At 70.8% G+C, this 13,031-nt stretch carries 9 protein-coding genes; 3 read left to right on the top strand and 6 right to left on the bottom strand.

From position 1 onward, the window contains the following. Positions 1–268 precede the first annotated feature (268 nt). The gene (locus ACQUQD_RS14760) at positions 269–1,261 is read left to right on the top strand and encodes an acetylxylan esterase (protein WP_428952523.1); all 993 of its coding nucleotides are present in this window, start codon (positions 269–271) and stop codon (positions 1,259–1,261) included. 295 nt (positions 1,262–1,556) lie between these two features. On the opposite strand, the gene ACQUQD_RS14755 is transcribed toward ACQUQD_RS14760, so the two are convergent. The 6 genes from ACQUQD_RS14755 to ACQUQD_RS14730 form a co-directional block, all read right to left on the bottom strand. Beyond that, the gene (locus ACQUQD_RS14755; RefSeq protein WP_428952522.1) at positions 1,557–2,672 is read right to left on the bottom strand and encodes a LacI family DNA-binding transcriptional regulator; all 1,116 of its coding nucleotides are present in this window, start codon (positions 2,670–2,672) and stop codon (positions 1,557–1,559) included. 255 nt (positions 2,673–2,927) lie between these two features. Beyond that, on the bottom strand, positions 2,928–3,851 hold the full coding sequence (locus tag ACQUQD_RS14750; protein ID WP_428952521.1) for a hypothetical protein: 924 nt from the start codon (positions 3,849–3,851) through the stop codon (positions 2,928–2,930). 35 nt (positions 3,852–3,886) lie between these two features. Further along, complete coding sequence (locus ACQUQD_RS14745; protein WP_428952520.1) at positions 3,887–4,660, bottom strand: succinate dehydrogenase/fumarate reductase iron-sulfur subunit; 774 nt, start codon at positions 4,658–4,660, stop codon at positions 3,887–3,889. After that, complete coding sequence (locus ACQUQD_RS14740) at positions 4,657–6,591, bottom strand: fumarate reductase/succinate dehydrogenase flavoprotein subunit (RefSeq protein WP_428952519.1); 1,935 nt, start codon at positions 6,589–6,591, stop codon at positions 4,657–4,659. Before ACQUQD_RS14740 ends, ACQUQD_RS14745 begins: the two co-directional genes overlap by 4 nt. 16 nt (positions 6,592–6,607) lie before the next feature. Continuing rightward, positions 6,608–7,453 (bottom strand): hypothetical protein, encoded by an 846-nt coding sequence (locus tag ACQUQD_RS14735; protein WP_428952518.1) that lies wholly within the window; start codon positions 7,451–7,453, stop codon positions 6,608–6,610. Positions 7,454–7,496: 43 nt separating this feature from the next. Further along, positions 7,497–7,784 (bottom strand): hypothetical protein, encoded by a 288-nt coding sequence (locus ACQUQD_RS14730; protein ID WP_428952517.1) that lies wholly within the window; start codon positions 7,782–7,784, stop codon positions 7,497–7,499. Positions 7,785–8,282: 498 nt separating this feature from the next. Between ACQUQD_RS14730 and ACQUQD_RS14725 the strand changes: the two genes are divergently transcribed. After that, positions 8,283–10,604 (top strand): ABC transporter family substrate-binding protein, encoded by a 2,322-nt coding sequence (locus ACQUQD_RS14725; RefSeq protein ID WP_428952516.1) that lies wholly within the window; start codon positions 8,283–8,285, stop codon positions 10,602–10,604. A gap of 271 nt (positions 10,605–10,875) precedes the next feature. Then, complete coding sequence (gene typA, locus ACQUQD_RS14720; protein WP_428952515.1) at positions 10,876–12,783, top strand: translational GTPase TypA; 1,908 nt, start codon at positions 10,876–10,878, stop codon at positions 12,781–12,783. Positions 12,784–13,031 lie beyond the last annotated feature (248 nt).

Raw genomic sequence — 13,031 nt, 5'->3', positions numbered from 1 at the left:
CAAGAGGGGTCTTGGTCACACTCCCGTAACGGGAGTGACATCCGGTGGCCGTCCGGTGCCGCGGCGCCGGCGCGCGGCGCGGCCGCACGCTCGCGTACCGCACCGAACGTTTGCAAACCGAAAATATCTGACCTGCCCCGATTCACCGCGGTCCACTTGGCGCGAAGTGGCCTGGCGGGGATGTGACACCGGCCGCACGGACCGGCGACGGCCGGGCATATGCCCGAGTCCTGGGAAGCCGGGCACCGCCTCGCCTAAGGTCACGCCCATGACTGCCACGCACCCAGCCTTCGTGCACGACTTCCCGTTCGACCCCGCCTACGGCCTGACCCTCGACGACCTGCTGCGCGTCCCGGCCCCCGAGGCGCCCGCGGACTTCGCCGACTTCTGGCGCGAGCGGTACGAGGAGGCGCTGCGGGTGGCGCCGAAGCCGGAGGTCGGCCGGGTCGTCGAGGAGCGCGACGGGGTGCGGGTGCACGAGGTGACGTACGCGTCCCTGGGCGGGGTCCGCCTCGGCGGCTGGCTGGTGCTCCCGGTCGAAGGGCCGGTGGAGCACGGCTTCGTCATCGGGCACGGATACGGCGGCCGGGACGCGGCCGGCCCGGACGTCCCGCTGCCGCTGCCGCGAGCGGCGGCGATCCTGCCGTGCGTACGGGGGATGGGGGAGCGCGGTCTGCTGCCCGGGGTGCCGTCGGTGTCGGCCGAGCACGTCCTGCACGGGATCGCGTCCCGCGACTCGTACGTCATCGGGGAGTGCGTCGCCGACCTGTGGTGCGCGGCGACGGCCCTGCTCGAACTCGTCCCGGAACTCGCCGAGTCGGGCCCCCGCCTCGGGTATCTCGGGGAGAGCTTCGGAGGCGGCCTCGGGGCGCTCGCGCTGCCGTGGGACGACCGTTTCGCGGCCGGTCAGCTGACGGTCCCGACGTTCGGCAACCATCCGCTGCGCCTGACCCTCGACTGCATCGGCAGCGGGGCCTCGGTGCGCCGCCACCACCAGGACCACCCCGAAGTCATCGACGTGCTGCGCTACTTCGACGCGGCGACGGCGGCGACCCATCTCCACAAGCCGATACTCGTGGCCCCGGCCCTCTTCGACCCCTCGGTACCGCCGCCGGGGCAGTTCGCGATCCACAACGCCGTGGCCTCCGGCGGGGAGCTGCACGTCCTGGACGCGGGACATTTCGAGTGGCCCGGGCTGGAGCGGGCCGTCTCTGAACTGGCCGCGGCCAAGGGGGAGTTCTTCGAGAGGGAGCTGAAGTAGGAGGCCGGTTCGAGGGGGCCCGCTGGTCTGTCGCCCTGCGCTGCACCCCAGCCCCGGGGCTCCGCTCCTCAATCGCCGGAGGGGCTTGATTGGTGCACTCGCGTACGAGACGGGAGGGGCCGGTCTGGGTATGTGCGCGCGCAGCACAGTTCACGCGGTGACGAGGCCCGAAGCAGTCGGCGGGGGCATCAAGATGGCGAGCACGGACATGCCCAGGGCGGCCCCGTACCCGACCACACACCTGTCGGATCGAAACGGATAGCCGCCAACAAAGCCCCAATCGGCCACCCTCCATTCACAGCGCGCTACCGCACCCACAACTCGCCCGCCGCGCCACAGACACCGGCAGCATCATCGACACCGGCTCACCGCCCCGCGGCCCCCCGTTCAGCCGCCGCACCAACAGCTCCACGGCCTCCTCGCCCATCCGCCGCATCGGCTGCCGCACCGTGGTGAGCGCCGGCCGCACCAGCCGGCTCAGCGCGATCCCGTCGAACCCGGTGACCGCGACATCGTCCGGCACCCGCACACCCCGCCGCTCCAACGTGTGCAGCGCCCCCACCGCCATCTGGTCATTGGCGAACAACAGCGCCTCGGGCCGGTCACCGTCACTGCCGCCGCCACCGTCACCGGCCCGGTCGAGCAGCACACCCGCAGCACGCGCCCCCTCCGCCTGGGTCATCATCCCGACCCGCAGATCCGGCTCGGCCGGCACCGCGAGACCCGCGGCCCGGCACGCCTCGACGTACCCCCGGAACCGCGCCTCGACATCCGGCGACTCCTCGGCCGAACCGACGTACGCGAGCCGCCGCAGCCCGTGGTCCTCGATCAGGTGCCGGGTCAGTTCGCGCTGGCCGTCGGCGTTGGCCACCTCGATGTGGTCGAGGTGGTCGAGGTGGTCCTGCTCGCGCGGCCCGGCGAGCATCACCACCGGCTGACGGCGCGAGATGACCTCCAGCTCCTCGGTGGGAACGGTGCGGGCCAGCACCGCGAACCCGTCGACGCGACCGGCCACCTTCGCCACCAGGCTCTCCGGCCCGCCCTTGAGGGACGCCGCGATCAGCAGGGCGTACCCGTGGCGGCGCGCGGCGCGTTCCATGCCGCGGATGATCTGGTCGGAGTAGAGCATCGCGGCGTCGTCGTCCGCCTCCTCGCCCGTGCCGGCCTCCGCCTCGGACTCGGCGTCCGGGTCGGAGTAGTCGGGGAAGCAGAGACCGAGCACGCCGGTGGACCGGCTGGCGAGGCCGCGCGCGTTGCCGCTGGGGACGTAGCCGAGCTCGCGGGCCGCGGCGAGGACCCGTTCGCGGGTCTGGACGCGGACCGAGTCGGGGTTGCGGTAGACCCGGGACACGGTGGCGATGGAGACGCCGGAGCGGTCGGCGACGTCGTACACCGTGGGGGCTGTGCTCACTGGGTGGGACCCCCGAGTCTGAGTGAGGCGGCAAATGAAAGCGCATTCACCCTAGGTCGGGATCCCACGAGGGAGCAAGACCGGCCAGCCGGCACAAGCTGCTGCGCGGGCGCGCCGGGCACGGGCACGAACCGCTACGGCCCGAGCACCAGCGGCACCAGCCCGACCGCACTCCTCAGCCGCGAGGGCGTAGACATCGGCGGTGCGGCCGCGGCCGCACCAGGGGCAGGGGCAGGGGCAGGGGCAGGGACAGGGTCAGGGCGACAGTACGAGCCGCGGCAGCTCGGTCGTGCGGTGCTGGTCGCCCGGGCGCAGGCCCGACTTCTTGCTGTTCTTCCAGGTCATGGAGACGACGGGGGTGTCACCATCGCCGATGGTCACCTTCGACCCGGCGAACCGCTCGCCCGGGGCCGTCTTCGTGCGCAGTTTCCCGGCGATCTTCTCGGCGGACTCCTGCGAGGTGGCCAGCGCGCAGAGCTTCTCGGTCGACGCGGAGCCCTGCGCCCGTGCGCCGATGCCGAGCAGGGTGACGCCCTGCTTCCGATAGCCGGGGCGCTTGCCGTACAGGCCGGCTTCGTACACGTCGTCGCCCAGGCACGCGACGACCTCCTTGTACGCGGCGTCGTCCGCCACGGTGCGTCCGGGCGGATCGAGGGGCAGTGTGACGGTGCCGGTGAAGCGGGTGACGCGGGCGGAGCCGGACACGTCGACATCGGCCTGTCCCCGCTTGCGCAGCCGCAGGGCGCCGGAGTCGTCGTCGGTGGCCTTGTAGCCGCGCTTCTTCATGGCGTCCCGCACGGCGTCGACGTCGAACGTGCCGGTCAGCCGCTGGCCGTCGCCGTTGTTCGGCATCACCGCCGTCTCGACGTTCTTCGCGTCGAAGCCGTACGTGCTCTTCAGCGGCTTCCCGGAGTAGGGCTGCCCGGTCAGCTCGATGATCCCGTAGCCGTCGAGGCCGCGGTAGAGCGACCTGTCCGCGGCGGTGAGACGGCGCGCGGCGGTGACATTCCAGTACGTGACGCCCTGCTCGGCCACCTTCGCCGGCACCCCGGACAGGGCGGCGGTGAGGCCCTTGCCCCCGCCGCCTCCCTTGTCGTCCTTTGCCCCGCAGGACACCACGCCCACGCTCAGCACTCCGGCCAGCGCCGGCGCCACGAATCTCTTGGTCACCATCCCCATGCGCGGCAGTCTGGCACGCGCGGATCACGGCCCGGCTACGACGACGACCTCCGCCGGATCTTGTTCCCCAGCCACACCACCGGATCGTACTTACGGTCAACTGCCCTTTCCTTCAAGGGAATCAGCGCATTGTCTGTGATTTTGATGCCTTCGGGGCACACCTCGGTGCAGCACTTCGTGATGTTGCAGTAGCCCAGGCCGTGCTCGTCCTGGGCGGTCTTCTTGCGGTCCAGGCCGCCCTCGGCCGCCGCGTCCAGCGGATGCATGTCCAGCTCGGCGACGCGCATGAGGAAGCGCGGGCCCGCGAAGGCCGTCTTGTTCTCCTCGTGGTCGCGCACCACGTGGCAGGTGTCCTGGCACAGGAAGCACTCGATGCACTTGCGGAACTCCTGCGAGCGGTCCACGTCCTCCTGCATCATCCGGTACTCGCCGGGCCCCACCCCCTCCGGCGGCACGAACGCGGGGACCTCGCGCGCCTTCGTGTAGTTGAACCCGACGTCGGTCACCAGGTCCCGCACCACCGGGAACGCCCGCAGCGGCGTCACGGTGATGACGTCGTCCCGCCCGAAGACGGACATCCGCGTCATGCACATCAGCCGCGGACGCCCGTTGATCTCCGCGGAGCACGAACCGCACTTGCCCGCCTTGCAGTTCCAGCGGACCGCCAGATCGGGGGCCTGGGTCGCCTGCAGCCTGTGGATGATGTCGAGGACGACCTCCCCGTCGTTCACCTCGACGTCGAAGTCCTCCAGGCCGCCGCCGTCCGTGTCCCCGCGCCACACCTTGAAGCGGGCCTCATACGCGCTCACTCGTACAGCTCCTCTTCGGCCAGGTACTTGACCAGCTCCTCTTTCTCGAAGAGGGCCAGCAGGTCGGGGCGGATGGGTTCGGTGGTCTCGCGTACGAGGTCGATCTGGCCGCGCACCGGGTCCGTGGCCGCCAACCCGCCGGTGGGATCGCGGAGTTGGCACAGCAGGTTCACCCGCCGCCACTCCCGGTCCATCGCCGGATGGTCCTCGCGGGTGTGGCCGCCGCGCGACTCCTCGCGCTCCAGGGCGGCGCGGGCGATGCACTCGCTGACCAGCAGCATGTTGCGCAGGTCGAGGGCGAGGTGCCAGCCCGGGTTGAACTGCCGGTGCCCCTCGACGCCGGCCCGCCGTGCCCGTACCCGCAGATCCGCGAGCTTGCGCAGCGCCTCTTCCATCTCGGGCTCCCGGCGGATGATGCCGACCAGGTCGTTCATCGTCTGCTGGAGTTCCTGGTGCAGGGTGTACGGGTTCTCGGGGACGGTGCCGTCCTCCTGGCCCTCCGCGGAGAAGGGGCGCAGTGCCTCGGCGGCCGCGGTGTCGAGCTGGAGGTCGGCGAGCGCGGGCCGGTCGGTGAGGCCGAGCGCGTAGGTCGCGGCGTGCAGGCCCGCGCGGCGGCCGAAGACCAGGAGGTCGGAGAGCGAGTTGCCGCCGAGCCGGTTCGAGCCGTGCATGCCCCCGGCCACCTCGCCGGCCGCGTACAGGCCGGGCACGCCGCGGGCCGCCGCCGTGTCGGAGTCGACGGCGATGCCGCCCATCACGTAGTGGCAGGTCGGCCCGACCTCCATGGCCTCGGCGGTGATGTCGACGTCCGCCAGCTCCTTGAACTGGTGGTACATGGACGGCAGCCGGCGCCGGATCACCTCGGCGGGCATCCGGGAGGAGACGTCGAGGAACACGCCGCCGTGCGGTGAGCCGCGCCCGGCCTTCACCTCGGAGTTGATGGCCCGCGCCACCTCGTCGCGCGGCAGCAGTTCGGGGGGCCGCCGGTTGTGGTCGGGGTCGTCGTACCAGCGGTCGCCCTCGGCCTCCGACTCGGCGTACTTCTCCTTGAAGACGTCGGGGATGTAGTCGAACATGAACCGCTTGCCCTCGGAGTTCCTCAGCACCCCGCCGTCGCCGCGCACCGACTCCGTGACGAGGATGCCCTTCACCGACGGCGGCCAGACCATGCCGGTCGGGTGGAACTGCACGAACTCCATGTTGAGCAGGGGCGCCCCGGCGAGCAGCGCGAGCGCGTGCCCGTCGCCCGTGTACTCCCAGGAGTTCGACGTCACCTTGAAGGACTTGCCGACGCCGCCGGTCGCCAGGACGACGCTCGGGGCGTCCAGCACGAAGAAGCGTCCGCTCTCGCGCTGGTAGCAGAACGCGCCGGACACCCGGTCGCCGTCCTCGTCCTTCAACACCCTTGTGACGGTGCATTCCTGAAAGACCTTCAGGCGTGCCTCGTAGTCGCCGCACTCCTCCATGTCCTGCTGCTGGAGCTGGACGATCTTCTGCTGGAGGGTGCGGATCAGCTCCAGGCCGGTGCGGTCGCCGACGTGGGCGAGGCGGGGGTACTCGTGCCCGCCGAAGTTGCGCTGCGAGATCCGGCCGTCCTTCGTGCGGTCGAAGAGGGCGCCCCAGGTCTCCAGCTCCCACACCCGGTCCGGGGCCTCCTTCGCGTGCAGCTCCGCCATCCGCCACTGGTTGAGGAACTTGCCGCCGCGCATCGTGTCGCGGAAGTGGACCTGCCAGTTGTCCCCGGAGTTCACATTGCCCATGGCGGCCGCGATGCCGCCCTCCGCCATGACGGTGTGGGCCTTGCCGAACAGGGACTTGCAGATCACCGCGGTACGGGCGCCCCGCTCGCGCGCCTCGATCGCGGCCCGCAGCCCGGCGCCGCCCGCGCCCACCACGACAACATCCCACTGCTGCCGCTCCACCACACTCATCACAAGGCCCCAACCATTAGAAGAACCGCGGATCGTCGAAGGCGCCGGACGCGACCAGGTACACGTAGAAGTCGGCGAGCGCCACGCTCACCAACGACGCCCAGGCGAGCAGCATGTGACGGGCGTTCAGCTTCCCGACCCAGCCCCAGAGGCGATAGCGCACGGGGTGTTTCGAGAAGTGCTTGAGCCGGCCGCCGATGATGTGCCGGCACGAGTGGCAGGAGATCGTGTACGCCCAGATCAGCGTGATGTTCAGCAGGAACACCAGGGTGCCCAGGCCCATGTGGCCCCACGCGTAGTGCTCGTCGCGGAAGGCGAGCACGGTGTCGTAGGTGAGGATGCAGGCGACGAGCACGGCCGCGTAGAAGAAGTAGCGGTGGATGTTCTGCAGGATCAGCGGGAACTTCGTCTCGCCGCTGTACTTCTTGTGCGGCTCGGCCACCGCGCAGGCCGGCGGTGACGCCCAGAAGCCGCGGTAGTAGGCCTTGCGGTAGTAGTAGCAGGTCAGCCGGAAGCCGAGCGGGAAGATCAGGATGAGCAGGGCGGGGGACAGGCCCCACCAGCCGCCGAAGATCTCCCAGTTGGGGCCGTGCCGCATCGGCACGCAGTTCTCGGAGAGGCACGGCGAGTAGAACGGTGACACGTACGGGGCCGCGTAGTAGTCCGCATTGGCGAAGGCCCGCCATGTCGAGTAGACGACGAAGGCGAACAGGCCCGCCGCGGTCGCGGCCGGGGCCAGCCACCAGCGGTCCGTGCGCAGATGGGGCGCGGCGATCGCGGCACGCGTCCGTCCTCGGACGCCGGTGCCGCCGCGGGTATGGACTTCGGTATCGGTGCTGGTGGGTTCCGTGCCGGTGGCCAACGAAGCCTCCGCTCGAAGGGACGGGGGGACCGAGGTGGATACGTCAGGGGGCGTGCCTGTCCCGTGCGCCGAGCCCCTCGTCGTCCGAGTCGGTCCACAGGGAGCTGTCGTACGGGGTGTCCGGGATCGGCACGAGCCCCTGCGGGCGGTGCGGGCCGTCCGGGGCCGTGGCCGATGCGCGCAGCAGGGCCACGCTCTCGCGCAGGTGGTCGGTGTCGGCGCGTACCCGGCGCAGGTCGGGCCCGCCGAGCTGGGGCTGAATGCGGCCCACGGCTCGCGCGAGGTCGTCCACGCAGCGCTGAATCACCGTCAAGTCGTCGTTCAGGGACATGACTTGCCCTCGCTTCCGCTGGTGCGGCGGAGATGCTCATGCGCCTGCGAGTGTCGCGCGTCACATCGCCGTTTGTGAAGGGAGCGGGGCGGATTCCCGGGGCGCGCTTGTGTGCGCGCCCCCTGTTCTGCGCCCTGCGGGTGGGGTGGGTCCGGATGTGTCGCGGGTGCGGGCCGGTGGGGCTTCTCGCGCAGTTCCCCGCGCCCCTGGAGCATGCGGCTGCGCCGCTGCTCCCTCGATGGGATGCCGCACGCAGTGCGCATCTCAGGGGCGCGGGGCACTGCGCGACCAGCCCCCCCACCGGCCCGCACCCGCGACACGCCCCGGCGCGGCCCCCCGGTGGACCCCGGATTGGGCCGCAAGAGTGGCATCCGGCCCCGCCCCCGCCGTGTCGCCGCCCCCCTGAGGGCCCCGTCCCCTTCTCTGGGCGATAGATGTGATCAGCGACATATACCGCCAAACGAGATCAACCGGCCCGCACCGGAGGTAGACGCCGAGATGCACCCAACCCCCAGGCGCCCAGGCGCAGCCATCCGCTCGGCCGCGTTCCTCGTGAGCGGCGCGCTCGCCGTGACCGCCCTCGCGGGGTGCGGCACCGACGACGAGGCGGGTGCCCCCTCCGCCCGGCAGGACATCGCGCCTGCCGCCCGCGACCAGGTCAAGGACGGCGGCACCCTGCGCTGGGCGATCGACGCCCTGCCGGGCACCCTCAACTCCTTCCAGGCGGACGCCGACGGGGCCACCGGCCGGATCGCCGGCGCCGTCCTGCCGTCGATGTTCCGCCTCGACGCGCAGGGGCGTCCGCAGCGCGACGCCGACTACCTGGAGAAGGCCGAGGTCATCGAGACCGAGCCGAAGCAGGTCGTCCTGTACAAGCTGAACCAGCAGGCCGTCTGGAGCGACGGCCGTGAGATCGGCGCCCCCGACTTCGCCGCCCAGTGGCGCGCTCTGTCCGGCAAGGACACCGCGTACTGGACCGCCCACAACGCGGGCTACGACCGCATCGAGAAGATCGAGCGCGGCGCCAACGACCTGGAGGTCCGGGTCACGTTCTCCAAGCCGTACGCGGACTGGCGCGCCCTGTTCTCGCCGCTGTACCCCAAGGACGTCATGGGGACACCGGACAACTTCAACGACGGCGCGCGCCGCAAGCTCAAGGTGACCGCGGGCCCCTTCGCCCTCGACAAGGTCGACCGGGACGACAAGCAGGTCACCCTGAAGCGCAATCCGCGCTGGTGGGGTCGCCCCGCCAAGCTCGACAAGCTCGTGCTCGCCGCCGTGCCGCGCGACAAGCGGGCCGCGGCCCTCGCCGCCGACGAGCTCGACCTGGCCGACCTCGACGCGGGCGGCGCCGACCGCATCGCCTACGCCGCCCGCGACAAGGGCGCCACGGGTCCGCTCACCCACGGCCCGGGCGCCGCCCTCACCCCCGGCAAGGCGCTGCGCTCCTGGGCGATCGTGCACGGCGACGACGAGGAAGCGGCGGACGAGGAGATCGCGGCCCGCAAGAAGACCCGTAAGGCGATCAAGAAGTACGCCAAGGAACAGGCGAACCTGCACGGCTTCCAGGTCCGCAAGTCCCTCGAACCGGCCTACACGCAGCTCGCCCTGAACGGTTCCGAGGGCCCGCTCGCCGACGAGCGGGTACGCCGCGCCGTGGCCCGCGCCCTCGACCGCAGCCAGCTCGCCGAGGTGGTCCTCAAGCCGCTCGGCCTGCCCGTCACCACCGTCGACAACCACCTCGCCCTGGCCGGGCAGTCCGCGTACGCCGACAACAGCGGCGCGCTCGGCGACCAGGACACCGCCGAGGCGCAGGCGCTGCTCGCCGAGGCGGGCTGGGTGCCCGGCGGACCGGTCACGGAGAAGAAGGAGAAGCCGAAGACGGCGGGCAGCGAGGCGGACCGCGCCGAGGGCACGGAGGACGCCGAGGACGCCGAGGACTCCGGCGACGGCACGTACATCGTGGGCGAGGACGACAAGCCCGCCGACCACGCGCCGCCGCTGCTGGGCCCGGGGCCGATCGCCGCCGCCCAGTACGCCGCGCTCCTGCACCAGGCCGACGCCGTGAAGCTGCGCAAGGCCGACAAGGAGAAGCGCAAGCACCCGAGCGGGCAGCACCACAAGAGCGGCAGGAAGCAGCACGCCGCCGAGAGCCTCGGCAACGACGCCAAGCAGTACGCCAAGCAGGGCGGCGCCCCCGGCGCGTACGCCCCGAAGGGCACCGCCGCTCCGGCCGGCGCGGCGGCGGGCGCGCTCGCCAAGGACGGCAAGCCGCTCACGCTGCGCTTCGTGCTCCCTTCGGGCCCGGGCTCCGAGCAGCTGCGCGCGGTCGCCGACCGGATCACGCAGATGCTGCAGAAGATCGGTGTCCGCACGGACGTCATGAAGGTCGACGACGAGAGCTACTTCAAGGACCACATCGCGTCCGGCTCGTACGACCTGGCGCTGTACTCGTGGCCGGCCTCCGCGTACCCGGCCACCGACGCCCGGCCGATCTACGCCAAGCCGATCCCGGCCGCGGACGGCTCGCTCACCGTCGAGCAGAACTACACGCGGGTCGGCACCGACCACATCGACCAGCTCTTCGACCAGGCGATCGGCGAGCTCGACGCCGACGAGGAGCGGGCCCTGGTGAAGCAGGCCGACGCCCAGATCTGGGCCGCTGCAGGATCGATTCCGCTCTATCAGCGCCCCGAGCTGGTGGCGGCCCGCCCGAACCTCGCCAACGCCGGGGCCTTCGGCTTCCAGGAGCCGGAGTACGAGGACATCGGCTACCTGAAGAAGGGGGCGAAGCCCTCCGCGTCGCCCTCGGAGAAGTAGCCCCCGCCGGCCCCGTCCCGATCTTCCAGCTCAGATCGAGCTCAACTCCCTTGCCCGCGGGACTGCCCTGCGGGCAAGGTTCGTTGTACCCATTGACCTGCAGTTTTCTTGAGACGATCACTGCTTCCGGGCCTCCCCGCAGGGCCCGGCAGCGCCCCCACCCGTCAAGCCACGTACCATGGGGTGAGGCCGTGGCGTGTCCAGCCCGGCAGGGCGCGCGTATCACTGATGTACGCGCAGCCGTCCACTCACTCCGGGAGTACGCCGCAATATGGCCACGCGCCACGACATCCGAAACGTCGCCATCGTCGCTCACGTCGACCACGGCAAGACGACCATCGTCGACGCCATGCTCAAGCAGGCCGGCTCGTTCGCCGCGCACGCCGCCGAGTCGCTCGACGATCGCATGATGGACTCGAATGACCTGGAGCGTGAGAAGGGCATCACGATCCTGGCCAAGAACACGGCGGTGAAGTACCACCCGAAGGATGGCGGCGACGTCATCACGATCAACATCATCGACACCCCGGGCCACGCCGACTTCGGTGGCGAGGTCGAGCGCGGTCTGTCGATGGTCGACGCGGTGGTCCTGCTCGTGGACGCGTCCGAGGGCCCGCTCCCGCAGACCCGCTTCGTGCTGCGCAAGGCGCTCCAGCAGCGCCTCCCCGTCATCCTGTGCATCAACAAGACGGACCGCCCCGACTCGCGCATCGACGAGGTCGTCAACGAGACGTACGACCTCTTCCTCGACCTGGACGCCGACGAGGACCAGATCGAGTTCCCGATCGTCTACGCGTGCGGCCGTGACGGCATCGCGTCGCTGACCAAGCCGGACGACGGCACGGTCCCGGCGGACTCCACCAACCTGGAGCCGTTCTTCTCCACGATCCTGGAGCACGTCCCGGCCCCGACGTACGACGAGGAGGCCCCCCTCCAGGCGCACGTCACGAACCTGGACGCCGACAACTTCCTCGGCCGTATCGCGCTGCTGCGCGTCGAGCAGGGCGAGCTGCGCAAGGGCCAGACGGTCGCGTGGATCAAGCGTGACGGGACGATCTCGAACGTCCGCATCACCGAGCTGATGATGACCGAGGCCCTCACCCGCAAGCCCGCCGAGGTCGCCGGCCCCGGCGACATCTGCGCCGTCGCGGGTATCCCCGACATCATGATCGGCGAGACGCTGGCCGACCCGGAGAACCCGGTCGCCCTGCCGCTGATCACGGTCGACGAGCCGGCCATCTCCATGGTCATCGGCACGAACACCTCGCCGCTGGTCGGCCGCGGCGGCACCGGCAAGGGCGCCCAGGCCAAGTCGGCGGTCAAGGACCGCAAGGTCACCGCCCGCCAGGTCAAGGACCGCCTGGACCGCGAGCTGATCGGTAACGTCTCGCTGCGCGTCCTCGACACCGAGCGTCCCGACGCCTGGGAGGTCCAGGGCCGCGGTGAGCTCGCGCTCGCCATCCTGGTCGAGCAGATGCGCCGCGAGGGCTTCGAGCTGACCATCGGCAAGCCGCAGGTCGTCACCCGCGAGGTCGACGGCAAGACGCACGAGCCGGTCGAGCGCCTCACGGTCGACGTGCCCGAGGAGCACATGGGCGCCGTCACGCAGCTCATGGGCGTCCGCAAGGGCCGCATGGACAACATGTCGAACCACGGCTCCGGCTGGGTCCGCATGGAGTTCGTCGTCCCGTCCCGCGGCCTCATCGGCTTCCGCACGGAGTTCCTGACGAACACCCGCGGTACGGGCATCGCCCACTCCATCCACGAGGGCCACGAGCCCTGGTTCGGCACGCTGACGACCCGGAACAACGGCTCGCTGGTCGCCGACCGCGCCGGTGCCGTCACCGCCTTCGCGATGACGAACCTCCAGGAGCGCGGCGTGCTGTTCACCGACCCCGGCACCGAGGTGTACGAGGGCATGATCGTCGGCGAGAACTCGCGCGCCGACGACATGGACGTGAACATCACCAAGGAGAAGAAGCTCACGAACATGCGGTCCTCGTCGGCCGACTCGTTCGAGGCGATCGTCCCGCCGCGCAAGCTCTCCCTGGAGCAGTCCCTGGAGTTCTGCCGCGACGACGAGTGCGTCGAGGTGACCCCGGAGGCCGTCCGCATCCGCAAGGTCGTCCTGGACCAGAAGGAGCGCGGCCGCAGCGCCTCGCGCGCCAAGCACGGCTGACACGCCGCTGGTCGATGGTGCAGGGCCCGGTACCCCGAAGGGGGTGCCGGGCCCTCGGCGTTGGCGCTAACCTGCCCCTTGTCCGCGCGGGGTCTACGCGGGTTACAGAGTGACCGTCAGGTCTCGCCCAACAAAGGGTCAAATACCGCCCGCGCGCAAGTGATTAAGTCCACCCTTGTGTCCGGTATCCGGGCATGAATGGTCGATAGATATGTAACACGTCCGTTTCGTGTCCCTCTATCTCGGAT

Origin of the sequence: Streptomyces sp. cg35 (assembly GCF_050410835.1) — a bacterium.
In the GTDB taxonomy this organism is placed as follows: Bacteria; Actinomycetota; Actinomycetes; order Streptomycetales; family Streptomycetaceae; genus Streptomyces.
The sequence above is the reverse complement of the archived record's forward strand: the minus strand, read 5'-3'. Positions and strand labels throughout refer to the sequence as shown.